We start from the raw sequence: 16,767 nt of genomic DNA, 5'->3' as shown, positions 1-16,767 counted from the left end.
TTTTCACGTATAATAGGCGGAAATGTCCGCTTTCTGCTATTATAGCGAAAGAAAGGGAATCCTTAAACGTATTTTGTTTTTAAAGAGTTTTCCCAAAAAGTTTCCCGCTGTAATTATTACCGTCTAATTGCCCAGTTGTGTTAAAATAGAAAAGTTGAATCTTCGTAGAAAATGGTGATGAGGAAACATGTCAAGCAAATTGTTAAGGGGCACGTTCGTGCTGACGCTCGGCACCTATATATCGCGGATTTTAGGGATGATTTATCTGATCCCGTTCGGAGCGATGGTCGGAGCGACGGGCGGAGCTTTGTTTCAATACGGATATAATCAATATACACTGTTTTTAAACATTGCCACGATGGGATTTCCCGCCGCGGTTTCAAAATTTGTCTCGAAATATAATTCCAAGGGAGACTATGAGACGAGCAGGCGGATGCTGAGAGCGGGAATGTCGGTTATGCTCGTAACCGGGATGATCGCTTTTTCAATTCTTTATATTTCAGCGCCGTTTTTTGCGGAAACATCTCTCGGCGGCACGAGTAACAACGGACTTACGATTGACCACGTCGTTTATGTCATCCGGATGGTCAGTCTGGCACTTTTGGTCGTGCCGATTATGAGTCTTGTGCGCGGTTTTTTCCAAGGTCATCAGATGATGGGGCCGACAGCCGTTTCACAGGTTGTGGAGCAGCTTGCCCGGATCATCTTTTTATTGGGCGCCACGTATTTGATTTTAAGAGTGATCAACGGCGGCCTTGTCATCGCAGTCGGATACGCGACTTTCGCGGCGCTGATCGGATCATTCGGAGGGCTTGTCGTCCTTTATATTTACTGGAATAAGCGGAAGGGCGATCTTCTGGCGATGAAGCCGAATCTCGTCCCGTCTGCAAACTTAAGTTATAAAAAAATGTTCATTGAGCTTTTCAGTTATGCCGCTCCTTACGTATTTGTCGGACTGGCGATTCCTTTGTATTCATATATCGATACGAATACGTTTAATAAAGCGATGATTGCGGCGGGTCATAAAGATATCAGTCAGGACATGCTTGCGATTGTCACCCTTTATGTGCCGAAGCTTGTGATGATCCCGGTTTCTCTGGCGACCGCTTTCGGTCTGACGCTGATTCCGACGATTACTGAATCGTTTACGAGCAGGAATTATAAGCTTTTGAACCAGCAGATTAACCAGACGATGCAAATCATTCTGTTTTTGGTTATTCCCGCTGTTGTCGGGATGTCCGTGTTATCGGGTCCGGCCTATACGTTCTTCTACGGCTCTGAAAGTCTTCGCCCGGATATCGGACAGGATATATTGTTCTGGTACGCGCCTGTCGCGATTCTGTTTTCTCTGTTTACCGTAAACGCCGCGATCCTGCAAGGGATTAATAAGCAGAAATTTGCTGTCGTGAGCCTTTTTATCGGCGTCATTATAAAAGTGGTGCTGAACGTGCCGCTGATCAAGCTGTTTCAGGGAGACGGTGCCATCTTGGCAACGGCGCTCGGTTATATCGCTTCTCTTCTGTACGGTTTTATTATGATTAAGCGCCATGCGGGCTATTCGTATACGGTACTTATAAAACGGGTTATTTTAATCGCAGTCCTGTCCGTCGTGATGGGAGTCGCGGTCAAGCTGACTCAATGGCTGCTCAGTTTCTTTGTAACATACCAAAGCGGCCAGGTGCATGCGGCGATTGTCGTCTTTGTCTGCGCCGCTGTCGGCGGTGCGGTGTACATGTTTGCCGCGTACCGAATCGGATTTTTACAGAAAATGTTTGGAAACCGTCTGCCCCGCGTTTTGAGGAGAGGCAGGCATTCCGCCCATTAAGAATAATGAATAGTCCGCTTATCGCGGGCTTTTCTTTTTAAAGGAGAGGATCAGGATGAGACTTGATAAGCTGCTTGCCAACAGCGGATTCGGCTCAAGAAAAGATGTGAAAAAAATCGTCAAGGCTGGGGCTGTCATGATTGACGGAGAGCCGGCGAAAGATGTGAAAACCCATGTCGATCCGGAAAAACAGGACATCACGGTATACGGAGAGCCGGCAGACTATCGTGAATTTATTTATGTCATGATGAATAAGCCGCAAGGAGTGCTGTCCGCTACAGAAGACAGCCGCCAGCAAACGGTGGTTGATCTGCTGACGCCTGAAGAACAGCGTTTTGAACCGTTTCCGGCGGGACGTCTTGATAAGGATACGGAAGGCTTTTTGCTTCTGACCAATGACGGGCAGCTCGCTCATCGCCTGCTTTCTCCGAAAAAGCATGTGCCCAAAACATATGAGGTCGGGTTAACTTCACCTCTGTCACCGGAAGACATCGTTCATCTGGAAAGAGGCGTCGTCATTGAAGGAGGCTATAAGACGAAGCCGGCAGCCGTTGAAATCATTACAGAAAGCCCGGATGAAACGGTGATTCACTTGACCATTACAGAAGGCAAATATCATCAGGTGAAGCTGATGGCAAAGGCTGTCGGAAATGAAGTGGCTTATTTGAAGCGGCTTTCGATGGGGGCTGTTTCTCTTGACCCGGATCTTAAACCGGGAGAATTCCGCGAGCTGACTGAAGAGGAGCTCGAAACGCTGAGAGGCGCTGAAGTGTAATCGATATCAGAAAAGCCCAAAACAGATTTGTTTTGGGCTTTTTATATAGAGGAACAAAAAACAAGGCAAAGACGCTGCTTTGCCTTGCAGCATGTCAGGCCGAAAAGGGCCTTATGTAATTGTTCGCTTAAGATGTAATTTTCACTTTTTTTCGTGTTGTCTCCCACTTGCCTCGGCTAGGACTATGAACAAGATCATTGTATGCTAACACATTTAAGTCTCGCTGAATGGTTCTAGGTGTAATGCCGAATTCATCAACCAGTTCCTGTGTTGTCACAAGACCTTTTTCCTGGATGAACATGTAAACTGATTTAATCCGAGTCAGCATACGATTTGTTGAAGGTTTCAAAAAACCACTCCCTATCATAAGATCGGATGGACTTGATATACCACAACTTTCGACTCTAAAACTTCGTACGAATAAGCAACAAAGGATGACATTCTGTTTTTTCTCTTTTAACTGCCTCCATTATACACGATATGGACAACATGAATCTAGGAATAAGCGCAGATAATTTTTTCCAAATGGGTGCCGCCTTGGTGCATTACTATGCCCGGTCCGCTTTTATTATTATGGAAACTGAAACTTTTTTTATACATGTCCGTATGAAAACGGGGGAGTGAGAAGTTTGGGAGAATTATTGAATGCAAACATTGTCTGCGCCGGTTATGCTGACAGGCCGAAGGTGATTTCTGATGTATCTCTGTCAGTCAACGCTGGTGAAATTGCCGGTTTAATCGGAGCGAACGGCGCGGGAAAAAGCACAGTGATAAAGGCGGTTCTCGGGCTGTCCCGGGATATAGAAGGCGGTATTGAGTGGAATGATTCATCTTATGCTTACATACCGGAGCGTCCGAGCTTTTACGATGAACTGACGCTTTGGGAGCACCTCGAGCTGACCGGGTCATTGCGGGGTATAGAAGGGGAAGAATGCCGTGAGCGGGCCGAGCGGCTGCTTGAAGAGTTTTCACTGACATCGGTAAAACATGATTTGCCTTCCGGTTTTTCAAAAGGGATGCAGCAAAAATTGATGCTCATACAGGCATTTTTGGCGAAGCCGGATATTTACATCATTGATGAGCCTTTTATCGGACTTGATCCGATCTCAACAAAGCTGTTTACCGACATGCTGATTGCTGAGAAAGAAAGGGGCGCGGGGATTTTGATGTGCACTCATGTTCTGGATACGGCGGAAAAAATCTGCGACCGGTTTTATTTGCTGGATCAGGGCGCTCTGCTTCTTCAAGGCACGTTAGAGGAGCTTCAGGAAAAAACGGGGAGCCGTTCACTGCTGGATTGCTTTTATTCAGCGGTTCGGAGCAGTCAGCGATGACCGGGCGGGCTTTGTTTTTTCAAAGGCTGTTTCATTATTGGCGGTATCAATGGAAGGTGTTTCAGACGGTCATTGATTGGACGGTCGCGCTGTATATCGTTCTTCCCGCTGCCGCATTTGCCGTTTATCAATATGCTGATTGGCTGAACGGCAGGGGGCTTCTTAATGGAGCGGCAGGAGTATTAGGATGGGGCTGGCTGTATGTATTCAGTGCCCTGCTGTTGTGCACGGGTTTTATTCATACCTTTTTGCTGGAAGCGGATCACGTATTTTTGGTGCATGCAAAACATCTGATGCAAAAGCTGAAAAGGTACGCGCTTTTGTATTCGATGTTCCTTTCCCTTATCAAATGGGGTGCGCTTGCCGTATTGTTATTTCCCTTATGGCGCCAGTACGGTGACTGTACCTTACCGGCATATTCAGGTATGTTTTGCTGTCTGTTCGGCTTTCATACCGCGATATTAGCCGTACATCGGCACAGAAAAAACAGCAGGCGGACATTCGGGAATCAGGCGGCGGGCTGGCTGAAAGTGATGGTTCTGATGGCGGGTGCGTTTTTTATGATCGTCTTTGCCGCCGAATGGTATTGGCTTTGGCCGGCGGGATGTATATTGTTCATCTGTTCCGCCCTTTTGACTTGGAAAGGGACGGAGACATTATCAGCCTTTGAGGAAGAAGTGCTTGAGGAGAACAGGCGCAAGCTTTCTTTCGCGGCCTTTGTTTTGATGCTCAGCCATGATGTGCAGCTCCCGAATGGTAAAAATAAAGGGCGGAGCAAGCCGTTTTTATATCCCGGCTCCAAGCACATCTTTACAAAACGGTCGGCGTATACGGCGTGGAAAGAATTGTTCTTTAAAGTGCTGATCCGAAACGGCGGGTATCTCCGGCAGCTTTACCTTTTAACCGCGGCTTTTACGGCTCTTATTCTCGTTCTTCCGCTCTTAATGAAGCCGGCAGTCCTCATTTTATTTGCGATCGTCAGCCGCTATGCCGCGTCGCTTTTATTTGACCGGATCACGGATAAACCGGTTTTAAGCGGTATCAAAAGAGACAGTGATGACTATTTCAGGGCGCGAAACAGCGCATTAACCGTCATCCAAGTCATCTGTTCCGCCTGGTGTCTCATTGCCGCGATTCTTTCCGTTCTTTATATGTGAAAATCCCTTTCCGAAAAGGAAAGGGATTTTTCTTAATGTCCGTTCAAAATAAAAAGCTGAATAAAAAACAATATGGCGAAGATGATGACTAAAGGATGGATTTCGCGCCATTTTTTCTTAGCTGCTTTAACAAGCGGATATGAAATGAAGCCGAGTGCGATTCCGGTTGAAATACTGGATGTTAAAGGCATCGCCAAAATGACGAGAAAGGCCGGGAACGCTTCATCAAGCTCATTCCAGCGGATATTCGATACCGCGCCCATCATCAGGCTGCCGACAATAATCAGAGCCGGTGACGTAATCGCGGACACTTCCGATAAGACGCTGACAAGCGGGCTGAAAAACATGGAAACGGCAAACATAACGGCTATCGTCAGCGCCGTCAGACCCGTTCTTCCGCCGGCCGCCACACCTGCTGAAGATTCAACGAACGCGGTCGTCGGGCTGGTGCCGAAGATGCTTCCCACCGTCGTAGCGGTCGAATCAGCCAAAAGCGCTCTTCTGGCATTCGGCAGCTGATTGTTTTTGATCAATCCCGCTTGTTCGGCGACACCGATCATGGTGCCGGTCGTGTCAAAAATCGTAACGAGAAGAAAAGAAAACACAACGGCGTACAGACCGTGATGCACGACATCCCCGAGGGCACCGAACGGATTTGTGATCAAAAGCCCCTCCGGCAGGTGCGGGAAGGACATGAATCCTTTCGCGAAATGGATCTGCCCGGTCAAAAAGGCAATGACGGCGGTCAGCGCCATTCCGATGAACAGAGCCCCGTTTACATTCAGCACCATCAGTACAATACTGATGATAAGTCCGATAAGCGTTAAAATGACGGCAGGCGAATGAAGATCGCCGAGTGCGACCAGATTAGATTTATCAGCCGTGATGATTCCGGATTGGCGTAAGCCGATAAAAGCGATAAATAAGCCGATGCCGGTCGTAATTCCGTATTTTAAATTGTCCGGAACCGCTTCTATAAGTTGTTTTCTTAAAGGCGTTAACGATAAAATAATAAAGATGACTCCCGCGATAAAAACGGCGCTGAAAGCCGTCTGATACGTAATGCCGCTGCCTGTGCCGACAACGTGAAAGGCAAGATACGCGTTTAAGCCCATGCCGGGGGCAATGGCGATCGGAAAATTCGCAGCGAGAGCCATCCATAAAGTTCCGACAATGGAAGCGATAATCGTCGCGGTGAACACCTGGTCAAACGGAATTCCCGCATTGGAAAGGATCACCGGATTGACGACAATGATATACACCATTGTGAAAAAGGTGGTCAATCCCGCGGTAATTTCTCTTTTTATTGTCGTTTGATGCTTGTCGAGATGAAACATAAGTACCTCCAATGACGAACATTTTTTCAAAACATCATCTATATTATTCGTTTTATCGACATTTTGCAAGTCTTTATCAAGAAAGGGGATTTGTGATGAACTGGGAAGTTGAAGTCATCAGAAACAAAGAAGATCTGATCCGTGACACGCAGAAGTTTTTGCAGATCAACAGCGTAATGGACGAATCGACAGCCGGTCCCGGCCGGCCGTTTGGAGAAGGCGTCAATGCCAGCCTGACGTCACTGCTGGAATTCGGTGAAAAAGAAGGCTTCACCGTAAAGAATCTTGACGGCTATGCGGGCCATATTGAATGGGGAACGGGTGACGAAATCGTCGGCGTTTTGTGCCACGTCGATGTCGTTCCGCCCGGAGACGGCTGGACGAGCGATCCGTTTTCAGCCGATATCAGGGACGGCCGGATATATGCCAGAGGCGCCATAGATGATAAAGGGCCGACAATGGCGGCGTTTTATGCGCTGAAAATCGTCAAAGACATGCAGCTTCCTTTATCCAAACGCGTGAGAATCATCATCGGAACGGATGAAGAAAGTGATTGGAGATGCGTGGATCACTACTTCAAACACGAAAAAATGCCTGACATCGGCTTTGCTCCTGACGCGGATTTTCCGATCATTAACGCGGAAAAAGGAATTATAGATGCGTCACTGCGCATTGCAAAAAGCGCTTCTGACAAAGACGCAAAAAACGGGCTTCTGTCATTCCGTTCAGGACTGCGCTTGAACATGGTGCCGGATGCGGCTGAAGCGGTTATTGAAGGGGACGGTCTTGATGCCGTGCACGCATATTTCAGCAAATGGCTTGAGCAGTCAAAAACACAAGGTGAAGCAGTTTCGGAAAATGGAAAACTGACGCTTCGGGTATACGGAAAATCATGCCACGCGATGGAACCGGATAATGGTGTCAATGCCGGCTTAAAGCTTGCTGAATGCCTTAACGGAACGGAGCTGGATGAAGCCGGAAAGCACTTTGTCAAAACCGTCAGTGACTATTTTTTAAATGATACACGAGGCAAAAAACTGAAAATCGATTGCAGGGATGACATCAGCGGAGAGCTTACATTGAATGTCGGCACCTTTACATACAGAAAGGGTGAGGAAGGAGAACTCGGCATCAACATCCGTTATCCCGTCACTTCAGACAGCAAAGTCATCCGTGATGCTTTTACGTCTGCTGAAGAATTCCGGCTTGAAGAATTTAAAGACAGCAAACCGCACCACGTTTCTGCCGATCATCCGCTCGTAAAGACGCTTCAAAAGGTCTACGAAGGACAGACGGGAAAGAAAGCGGATCTGATTTCAATCGGCGGAGGAACGTATGCGAGATCACTTTCGGCGGGCGTCGCGTTCGGGCCGCTGTTCCCCGGCCGGCCTGACAGCGCGCATCAAAAGGATGAGTATATTGAAATTGATGACCTTCTCCGGTCAACGGCTTTATACGCCGAAGCCATTTATGAGCTTGCCAAGTGATAATAAAAAGGGACGCCGAAAGCGGCATCCCTTTTTATCATTCAAATGACCATAAATCCGTTGATAAATAACGTTCTCCCGTATCGGCCGTCATACAGATGACGATCTGTTCGGAAGGGAGGCGTTTTGCGGTTTCAATGGCGGCGAAGCAGGCGGCGCCTGAAGACGGGCCGACGAGTATACCTTCTTCCCGGGCCAGACGACGTGTTGTCGTATACGCATCTTCATCAGATATTTTCATGATTTCATCGTAAACGTCCTGATTCAGTATGCCGGGAATAAATCCGGGGCTTGTCCCGACAAGCTTATGAGCGCCGGGTTTTCCGCCAGACAGGACGGGAGATCCCGCGGGCTCGGCGACATGAACAATCATATCCGGGAAAAGCTCCCTCAGCGTTTCTCCGGTTCCGGTAATGGTTCCGCCCGTTCCCGCCGTTGCCACAAAAGCACCGAGCGGTCTGTTGAGCTGCTGAACGGCCTGATAGATTTCAATGGCGGTCGTTTTTCGGTGGGCATCTGGATTAGCGCCGTTATCGAATTGCATCGGGATAAAACTTCCCGGAATCTGTTCGGCGAGTTCTTTCGCTTTTTTGATGCTGCCGGGCATTCTTTCCGCCCCTGGTGTTAACACAACCTCCGCGCCGTACGCTTTCAGGAGGTTGATGCGTTCTTTCGTCATCGTGTCAGGCATGACGAGGATTGCCTTGTAGCCGCGCGCCGCCGCGTTCATCGCCAGGCCGATGCCTGTGTTGCCGCTTGTCGGTTCGATTATGACAGAGCCGGGTTTTAAATGCCCGCTGTTTTCCGCTTCAATGATCATATTGTAAGCCGCTCTGTCTTTGACACTGCCGCTCGGGTTAAACGATTCTAATTTTAAATAGACTTGCGCTGCATGTTCTGGCTGAAGGCGATTGAGCTTTACGATCGGTGTGCCGCCGATCAGCTCCGCCGTGCTGTTTACGATTTTCAAGGCCGGCTCATTCCTTTCTGTATAAAACGTTCGGTACATAATATCCTATCATAATGAGCGGAGGGTTCTCCTCTCCGCTTATCCGTTTTATAATAACACCATAACCAAAGAGGGGGAGATCCTCGTATGAGAGCTTCATTGCCGCATTATTTTATCGGCATTCCGATTCCGGCTGACATTGCTGAACCGATTTGGGAAGCAGCCAAAAAGGAGCCGGCGTTATCATTCAAAAAATGGGTGCACCCGCATGACTATCATATTACACTCATTTTTCTCGGAGCCGCGGATGAAGAACGGCTTGCGAAATTATCGTCTCTGCTCGCAGATGCTGCGTCGGCAGCACAGCCGTTTACCGTACAGTTTCAGCATCTGGATATTTTCGGCGACCGCAGACAGCCGAGAGTGCTTCACCTTGAGCCCGAACGGAATGAACTGCTCTTTGATTTGCGGGAAAAAACAAAACAGGCTGTTTTGAAAGCCGGTTTTCAAGTGGAAAAACGGCCTTATCACCCTCATATGACGATGGCGCGGAAGTGGGCGGGAGACCGGCCGTTTCCTGACGATGTGCCGTTTGAAAGCGGCAGGGTGCAAAGTGCCGTCAGCCGGTTTTCACTGTTTCAGACCCATCTTGACCGGTCGCCTAAATACGAAGAAATCGCACAGTTTCAATTGACATAAACAAATATTCGGAGTGGAGAAATCACATGGCACAGATCATCAAAATTCACGACTGCATATCCAGATATGAACTTGATCCATATCATTATATGAACCAGTTTATCCGGCTGAAGAAAGAACGCTGGGAGGCGCTTCTTGAAGCGTTTGACCGGATGACGGAAGAAAAAGAAACGGAAACGGCTGCAGGCGGGGAAACCGATCAAGCGCCGGCCAGGAAAAAATTTTCCTTGAAAAAGAGAAAAGAAGAAAAAACGGCCGATATAAATGAAAAGAGGCACCAATGGTTTGATGAGCCGGAGGGAGAAGAGGCGCTGTTCGGGAATCTTCCGTCTCGAAAGTCTGAGCTCGCGCCTTTTTTCAAAGATCAGCTGTATGACTTTCAATTAAAATGGGCGAGCTCCACGCTTTCTCAAAAGTCTGAGCTTTCGCAGGCGGTCAAAAGGGACAGGATGTTAAAAATGCTGGCTCAAAAGCTGCCCGATTCCTATTTTGTGATGTATCATCCGGTTCTGCAAATTCAGCAGGCGTCCGTCGAACTGAGCATGATCATCATCTCGCCGCTGGAGATTTTCTGCGCCGCTTTTATGGAAGCGGAAGAGGACAGCGTATATATCGGATCAAAACACCGTTTTTGGGAAGAAAGAGGCTCCGGCAGCACGCGCCAAGTATTGAATCCGTCTCTCAGCCTGCACCGGACAGGCTCGGTCGTTTCGCAAATCGTAAAAGAAAAGCAGGCCGACATTCCCGTGCGGAAGCTTTTGCTCAGCAGAACGTCTTATATTGATTACCCGGAGCCGCCGTACGGGCTGGAAATAGCTGATAAACGGACTGCCGCAGAGTGGCTGGAAAAGCAGCAGAAAAATACGGCGCCGATCAAGCACCACCAGCTCAAGGCGGCGAAGGCTCTTTTGTCTTACGGCTTAAGCGATTCAAGCCGGAGACAGGAATGGCTTGATTAAAACGGACGTTTGCCGGCTGTCTCTTCATCTATGAAGCAGGTGAAAACAAACGATGAGTCAATGGTTTTTTATTATTAATCCGGTCTCAGGAGGCGGGCGGGGCCGGCGTGTCTGGAAATCAGTTCAAAAAGAGCTGACCAGGCGCGGGGTCAGCCACCGCTCTTTTTTGACCGGGCATCCCGGACATGCGGAGGTGCTGGCGAGACAGATTTCAATGATGCAGGATCATAAGCTTAAGCGGCTGTTCGTCATCGGCGGTGACGGGACGATGCATGAAGTCATTAACGGACTGAAAGGCACGGATCAGATTGAGCTGACCTTTGTGCCTGCCGGTTCGTACAATGACTTTTCCAAAGGGCTCGGTATTAAGAAGTCGGCGCTTCTCCAAGAAATCAAAAGTCTGCACCGCCCGCTCACACGGAAATTTTTTGCGGGAAGCATCAACTTTTTTCATGACAAAGCGCAATCACTTTATTTTATTAACCACCTGTCTGTCGGCTTCGATGCCTCAGTTTTGAAGGCAGCCGCGAATTTTCCGTTTTCGCGCGTTCTTCGGTTTTTGCGTCTCGGCTTTGTGATTTACCCGCTCGCGCATTTACATACGGCCTCGGGGTTTCAGCCGTTCAGATTTGTTTGCACGGCAGACGGCCAGAGGCGTGAATTCCGCAATGTCTGGTTTGTCATTGCGGCTAATCACCCTTATTACGGAGGCGGCATGAAAGCGGCGCCTTCAGCAAATCCCCGTCAAAACCATTTTGATATTGTCATCGCAGAAAACCTGTCCTTTTTCTCGCTGTATCGTTTTTTATGGGCGATGAGCTTCGGCCGGCATATCAAAATGGACGGAGTGACGATGATAAAGGGGAAGGAATTCGTTTTTGAAACAGATGGGAAAATTCCGTTTCACGCTGACGGCGAGCTGATCGGAACGACGCCGTTTCGGCTTATGCCGGGCGGTACGCCGTTGAAAATAAAAACATAATAAACAAATGAAACCCGTCAAATGTTTCACGGCAAAGAGCGGTTCCGGCATAAATCTTCAGAATTCACAGGTGTTCTTGCTAGTTTTGCTTGACGAAGTTTGTGCTGTAGCGCTAAAATTTATAGGACGGCTATTGATTAGCATATGAGACTCTCAATAGCTGTCTTTTTTATTCTCATGAAATTGTTTATGACAGGACGCTCCGCCAATAGAGAAAGGCTGGAGGCCTATTCTAAAATATTTTAAGAAATGATGGGTTGAACATTGATATGAACTGGTTGGGACAATTACTAGGTAGCGATTGGGAGATCTTCCCCGCCGGAGGAGCTACAGGAGATGCATATTATGCGAAACATAACGGCCAACAGCTTTTTTTAAAACGTAATAGCTCGCCCTTTTTAGCCGTGTTATCCGCCGAAGGCATTGTTCCGAAGCTGGTTTGGACGAAACGGATGGAAAACGGAGACGTCATTACGGCTCAGCATTGGATGGCGGGCAGGGAGCTGAAGGCAAAGGATATGAGCGGACGCCCGGTGGCTGAGCTGCTCCGCAAAATCCACACATCAAAAGCTTTGCTCGACATGCTGAAAAGATTGGGAAAAGAACCGCTTGATCCGGGCGCCCTTTTGTCGCAGCTGAAGCAGGCCGTCTTTGCCGTGCGGCAATTTTCGCCGCTTATTCAGGAAGGCCTTGCTTATTTGGAAGCTCATGTGGATCAGGTGCAATTCGGTGAAAAAGTCGTTTGCCATTGTGATGTGAATCATAATAACTGGCTTCTGTCTGAAGACAACCAGCTGTATTTAATAGATTGGGACGGCGCCATGATAGCCGATCCAGCCATGGATCTCGGCCCTTTATTGTATCATTACGTCGAAGAGCCAGCGTGGGACAGCTGGCTTGGGATGTACGGCATGAAGCTCACGGAAGGGCTTCGGCTGCGGATGGCGTGGTACATGTTATCAGAGACCATCACCTTCATCGCCTGGCACAAATCAAAAGGAAACGACAAAGCGTATCATGATGCCATGGAAGAGCTTCATGCCCTGATGAAGCGGATTGTCAAGTAGTCAGGAGTACGAATCCATCTGCTCCACCCATTGGGACAAATGGTTTTGGTGCTCCTGAATATGCGTGTCGATGGAATCGGCCGTGATGCCGGACTGGCTGTAGCGGTAGACATCCTCGAGCACGTTTTTTATATTTGAATCAAGCCCGGTGTTGGCCATCAGTGATTTGATGACGCGCTCCAGCTGTTCATACTCGGCAACCGTGCCGCAGCAATCCAATTGATGGTCGGCCAATATGTCCTTTAATAACCGGACCTGATGTTCGCTTGTTAAGCCCATGATTCATATACACATCCTTTCTGTGTCATACATTGTGCAAAGCGGTGCGGTTTTATGCATCACATGAGTGTTCCGGACGGGGGAGCCTCTTTTTTTATGCGGCCGGCGCCTTTAAAAGGCGCTTGCGGCTCTTTATGTTTCATGGTATGTTGTTACTCGAAATTATAGATAGAGGTGTCAATCATATGAGAATGCGCCATAAACCTTGGGCGAATGATTTTCTGGCAGAAAACGCTGACATCGCCATCAGTGATCCGGCCCAGTATAAAGGGCGATGGAACACGGTCTTTGGCAATGACAACCCGATCCATATTGAAGTCGGTACGGGAAAAGGGCAGTTCATTTCAGGAATGGCCAAGCAGAATCCGGATATCAACTATATCGGAATTGAGCTGTTTAAAAGCGTCATCGTCACTGCCGTCCAAAAAGTAAAGGACAGCGGGGCTCACAATGTCCGTTTGTTAAATATAGACGCGGAAACAATGAATGACGTATTTGAACGGGGAGAAATCAAGCGCGTATATTTAAACTTTTCTGACCCGTGGCCGAAAAACCGTCACGAAAAGCGCCGTTTAACATTTAAAACGTTCTTGACAAAATACGAAGAAGTGATGGGCGAAACAGGTGAGATTCATTTTAAAACCGATAACCGCGGTTTATTCGAATACTCTCTGAAAAGCTTTTCCGAATACGGCCTGCTTCTGACGGAAGTCAGCCTTGATCTGCACAACAGCGATCCGAAGGGCAATATTATGACAGAATACGAAGAAAAATTCTCCGCGCTCGGCCAGCCGATTTACCGGGCCGAAGTTGAATGGAGAACAAAAGACAGACTCTGATGCGGGAGTCTGTTTTTTTATGCCGCCATTTGCTACCATTACATCAGGAGGGATCAAGATGGAGACATTGAATATTGGGAATATTTCATTAACATGGCTGGACGGCGGTGTAACGCATATGGACGGAGGAGCGATGTTCGGCGTTGTCCCGAAGCCTTTATGGTCGAGAAAATACCCCGTAAATGACAAAAACCAGATTGAATTAAGAACAGACCCGATTCTGATCAGAAAAAACGGCCTGAATATATTGGTTGACGCGGGTATCGGCCGAGGGAAATTCTCTGATAAACAAAAAAGGAATTACGGCGTAACACAGGAGTCCAATCTGAAACAATCTCTTCGTGAACTCGGGCTTTCCTGTGAGGACATTCATATTGCCGCGATGACCCATCTTCATTTTGACCATGCATGCGGCTTGACGGAATACAGCGGAGAGGAGCTTGTCTCTGTTTTCCCGAATGCCCGCATTATCACTTCTGCAACAGAGTGGCGCGAAATGAGAAACCCTAATATCAGATCGAAAAATACATATTGGAGAGAAAATTGGGAGGCGGTACAAGATCAGGTCGAAACCTTTGAGAACGAGTATCAGCTGACAGAAGGCATTACGATGCACCACACCGGCGGCCACAGCGACGGCCACAGCGTCATCGTCTTAGAAGACGAAGGGGAAACGGCTGTGCATTTTGCCGACCTGATGCCGACGAACGCGCATAAAAATCCGTTATGGGTGCTGGCCTATGATGATTATCCGATGACCTCTATTCCAGAAAAGCAGAAATGGCAGACGTTCGCGGCAGAAAAAGACGCCTGGCTGATTTTCTATCACGACGCGATTTACAGAGCGGTAAAATGGGGAGAAGACGGCGAAGTGGCTGCATCTGTCAGACGGGAGAAAAAATAGGCGGATCGATGATTTACCTGTATGAATTTCGGGAATAAAAGCAAACCTAAGACAAATTGCTTTGAAAGGAAGAGACAGGTGAATCAATTTCAAGTGACGAAAGATGGAGAAATCAAAACAACTCTGCGCGGATTAGAAGTGCTTTCTACGCCTTTTTTAAATAAAGGGGTGGCCTTTACACAGGAGGAAAGAGAGGAACTCGGACTCGAGGGGTTTCTGCCGCCGAAAGTATTGACAATCGAAGAGCAGGCGAGGCGGGCCTATGAACAATTCAGTTCGCAGCCTGATGAGCTGAGCAAAAATGTCTACTTGACCGCTCTCCATGATCGGAATGAAACGTTATTTTACAGGCTGTTAAATGATCATTTAGGCGAAATGCTGCCGATCGTCTATACGCCGACCGTCGGCACCGCGATCCAGCGTTACAGCCATGAGTACAGAAAACCCCGCGGTCTGTATTTGTCAATAGATGACCCTGAAGGAATGCGCGCCGCATTTCAGCAGTTCGGAAAAAATGAAAACATTGACTTAATCGTTGCCACAGATGCCGAGGGCATTCTGGGAATCGGTGACTGGGGCGTCGGCGGCATCGCCATTTCTGTCGGAAAACTTGCGGTGTATACGGCGGCGGCCGGAATTGATCCGTCACGAGTGCTTGCGGTCGTGTTGGACGCGGGGACAAATCAGGAAAGCCTCTTAAATGACCCGCTGTATGTCGGAAACCAGCATTCAAGAGTGCGCGGCGAGAAATATGACCGCTTTATTGATGAGTATGTCTCGCTTGTCCGGGAAACATTCCCGAATGCGCTGCTTCATTGGGAGGATTTCGGTACGGCTAACGCCCGCGGCATATTGAAACGGTATAAAGATAAAGTCTGTACGTTTAATGATGACATTCAAGGAACGGGCGCGGTGTCGCTTGCAGCTGTTTTAGCGTGTGCGAAAGCATCAAAAGTGCCTTTAAAAGAGCATAAAGTCGTCGTCTTCGGCGCGGGAACGGCCGGTATCGGAATTGCTGAGCAGCTGCGCGAAGCCATGGTGCATGATGGATTAAGCGAAGATGAATCCTACAGCCATTTTTGGTGTATCGACAGAAACGGATTGTTAACGGATGATATGAAGGACTTGCGTGATTTTCAGGTTCCGTACGCGCGCCCTGCTGATGAAGTGAAAGAGTACGGCCGCAGCGGTGAAGGCGGATCAATTGATCTGGCGGAGACGGTGCGTCAGGCTAAGCCGACGATTCTGATCGGCACATCCACCGTATCAGGCGCATTTACGGAAGAAATCGTCAAAGAAATGGCCTCACATGTCAAACGGCCCGCTATTTTGCCGATGTCAAACCCGACGACATTATCAGAAGCAAAACCTGAAGATTTAATTAAATGGACGGAAGGCCGCGCGCTTGTCACGACGGGAAGTCCATTCCCGCCTGTCGCGTATAACGGCGTTACCTACCATATCGGACAGGCGAACAACGCTCTCGTATTCCCGGGACTCGGGCTCGGAACGATTGTGACAAAAGCAAGGCTCATTACGGACAATATGTTCGTTGCCTGCGCGAATGCCATCGCCGGTATGGTGGACGTCGGCAAGCCGGGGGCGCCGATGCTTCCGAAAGTGGAGGATCTCAGGACGGTATCGGCAACTGTGGCGGTAGCCGTAGCGAAAGCGGCCATTCAGGACGGTGTAGCGGAAACGGAACCCGAGGATCTGATCCAAGCGGTGCAGGACGCGATGTGGCACCCCGTATATAAACGAATTCGGCCGATGTAACCGAATAAAGCCCAAAACGCTGATGGTTTTGGGCTTTATTTTTTGCTTGTCCGGATTATGAGGCGACAGAATCAATGACATCGACAATCTGGCCTGTTTTTGCATTGACCATAACTTCATATTGCTCCAGTTCGCCGAATGCCGAACGTGTCACGCCGGTTTTGTATACCTGGATGGTTTCTCCGTTTACCTGGTAGGGCTCGGGCTCTGTGTAAATCCATGATCCGTCTATCGGCCCGCGCTGTTTAAAAGCCGCTTTCACGATACGGAGCGCTTTTTCTGAAGAGATATAAGGTTTCATCGCATACTTTTTCACTGCGATGGCAGCGCATAATCCGACTCCTGCACCTAAGAGAAAATGACGTAATTTCAATATGAAGCACCTCCAATTATGTCGT

17 protein-coding genes are annotated in these 16,767 nt (G+C 48.5%); 12 read left to right on the top strand and 5 right to left on the bottom strand.

Annotated elements, in window-relative coordinates; all coding sequences use genetic code 11:
- Window positions 1–187: 187 nt before the first annotated feature.
- Both OTK50_RS09540 and OTK50_RS09535 read left to right on the top strand, forming a co-directional pair.
- Window positions 188–1,825, top strand: coding sequence for a putative polysaccharide biosynthesis protein (locus OTK50_RS09540; RefSeq protein ID WP_003152313.1), 1,638 nt, complete (start codon window positions 188–190; stop codon window positions 1,823–1,825).
- A gap of 55 nt (window positions 1,826–1,880) precedes the next feature.
- Window positions 1,881–2,600 (top strand): pseudouridine synthase, encoded by a 720-nt coding sequence (locus tag OTK50_RS09535; protein ID WP_224223739.1) that lies wholly within the window; start codon window positions 1,881–1,883, stop codon window positions 2,598–2,600.
- Between the two features lie 127 nt (window positions 2,601–2,727).
- Here OTK50_RS09535 and OTK50_RS09530 read toward each other — a convergent pair whose 3' ends face one another.
- Complete coding sequence (locus tag OTK50_RS09530) at window positions 2,728–2,949, bottom strand: DeoR family transcriptional regulator (protein ID WP_003152337.1); 222 nt, start codon at window positions 2,947–2,949, stop codon at window positions 2,728–2,730.
- Between the two features lie 280 nt (window positions 2,950–3,229).
- On the opposite strand from OTK50_RS09530, the gene OTK50_RS09525 reads away from it, so the two are divergent.
- Window positions 3,230–3,934, top strand: a complete 705-nt coding sequence (locus tag OTK50_RS09525; RefSeq protein WP_044801536.1) for an ABC transporter ATP-binding protein — start codon at window positions 3,230–3,232, stop codon at window positions 3,932–3,934.
- Entirely contained in the window at window positions 3,931–5,091 is a 1,161-nt protein-coding gene (locus OTK50_RS09520; RefSeq protein ID WP_130570689.1) for an ABC transporter permease, read from the top strand. The genes OTK50_RS09525 and OTK50_RS09520 overlap by 4 nt, the downstream gene beginning before the upstream one ends.
- 32 nt (window positions 5,092–5,123) lie before the next feature.
- Here OTK50_RS09520 and OTK50_RS09515 read toward each other — a convergent pair whose 3' ends face one another.
- Window positions 5,124–6,428 (bottom strand): NCS2 family permease, encoded by a 1,305-nt coding sequence (locus tag OTK50_RS09515; RefSeq protein WP_221663853.1) that lies wholly within the window; start codon window positions 6,426–6,428, stop codon window positions 5,124–5,126.
- Window positions 6,429–6,523: 95 nt separating this feature from the next.
- Between OTK50_RS09515 and pepV the strand changes: the two genes are divergently transcribed.
- Complete coding sequence (pepV, locus tag OTK50_RS09510) at window positions 6,524–7,915, top strand: dipeptidase PepV (RefSeq protein WP_032871669.1); 1,392 nt, start codon at window positions 6,524–6,526, stop codon at window positions 7,913–7,915.
- A 37-nt stretch (window positions 7,916–7,952) separates the two neighbouring features.
- Here the strand turns inward: pepV and cysK are convergent, their stop codons facing one another.
- A complete protein-coding gene (gene cysK / locus OTK50_RS09505; protein ID WP_095352847.1) occupies window positions 7,953–8,924 on the bottom strand; it encodes a cysteine synthase A in 972 nt (323 codons plus the stop codon).
- Between the two features lie 87 nt (window positions 8,925–9,011).
- Between cysK and thpR the strand changes: the two genes are divergently transcribed.
- From thpR to OTK50_RS09485, 4 genes are all read left to right on the top strand, one after another.
- A complete protein-coding gene (gene thpR / locus OTK50_RS09500) occupies window positions 9,012–9,563 on the top strand; it encodes an RNA 2',3'-cyclic phosphodiesterase (RefSeq protein WP_088461252.1) in 552 nt (183 codons plus the stop codon).
- 26 nt (window positions 9,564–9,589) lie between these two features.
- Window positions 9,590–10,522 (top strand): hypothetical protein, encoded by a 933-nt coding sequence (locus OTK50_RS09495; protein ID WP_088461253.1) that lies wholly within the window; start codon window positions 9,590–9,592, stop codon window positions 10,520–10,522.
- A gap of 52 nt (window positions 10,523–10,574) precedes the next feature.
- Window positions 10,575–11,504 carry a YegS/Rv2252/BmrU family lipid kinase gene (locus tag OTK50_RS09490; RefSeq protein ID WP_038459537.1) on the top strand — a complete coding sequence of 310 codons (930 nt, stop codon included), beginning with the start codon at window positions 10,575–10,577 and terminating at the stop codon, window positions 11,502–11,504.
- A 269-nt stretch (window positions 11,505–11,773) separates the two neighbouring features.
- On the top strand, window positions 11,774–12,571 hold the full coding sequence (locus OTK50_RS09485) for a phosphotransferase family protein (protein ID WP_003152355.1): 798 nt from the start codon (window positions 11,774–11,776) through the stop codon (window positions 12,569–12,571).
- On the opposite strand, the gene OTK50_RS09480 is transcribed toward OTK50_RS09485, so the two are convergent.
- A complete protein-coding gene (locus OTK50_RS09480; protein WP_003152357.1) occupies window positions 12,572–12,850 on the bottom strand; it encodes a YtzH-like family protein in 279 nt (92 codons plus the stop codon). It abuts the gene before it with no gap.
- 185 nt (window positions 12,851–13,035) lie between these two features.
- On the opposite strand from OTK50_RS09480, the gene trmB reads away from it, so the two are divergent.
- From trmB to OTK50_RS09465, 3 genes are all read left to right on the top strand, one after another.
- On the top strand, window positions 13,036–13,689 hold the full coding sequence (trmB, locus tag OTK50_RS09475) for a tRNA (guanosine(46)-N7)-methyltransferase TrmB (protein ID WP_224223737.1): 654 nt from the start codon (window positions 13,036–13,038) through the stop codon (window positions 13,687–13,689).
- A 58-nt stretch (window positions 13,690–13,747) separates the two neighbouring features.
- Window positions 13,748–14,593, top strand: a complete 846-nt coding sequence (locus OTK50_RS09470; protein WP_224223736.1) for a YtnP family quorum-quenching lactonase — start codon at window positions 13,748–13,750, stop codon at window positions 14,591–14,593.
- Between the two features lie 78 nt (window positions 14,594–14,671).
- The gene (locus OTK50_RS09465; RefSeq protein WP_224223735.1) at window positions 14,672–16,369 is read left to right on the top strand and encodes an NAD-dependent malic enzyme; all 1,698 of its coding nucleotides are present in this window, start codon (window positions 14,672–14,674) and stop codon (window positions 16,367–16,369) included.
- 55 nt (window positions 16,370–16,424) lie between these two features.
- On the opposite strand, the gene OTK50_RS09460 is transcribed toward OTK50_RS09465, so the two are convergent.
- Entirely contained in the window at window positions 16,425–16,742 is a 318-nt protein-coding gene (locus OTK50_RS09460) for a PepSY domain-containing protein (RefSeq protein WP_003152366.1), read from the bottom strand.
- Window positions 16,743–16,767: the final 25 nt, after the last annotated feature.

It is taken from the genome of Bacillus sp. NEAU-CP5 (assembly GCF_026420705.1).
Taxonomy (GTDB): Bacteria; Bacillota; Bacilli; order Bacillales; family Bacillaceae; genus Bacillus; species Bacillus velezensis.
The sequence above is the reverse complement of the archived record's forward strand: the minus strand, read 5'-3'. Positions and strand labels throughout refer to the sequence as shown.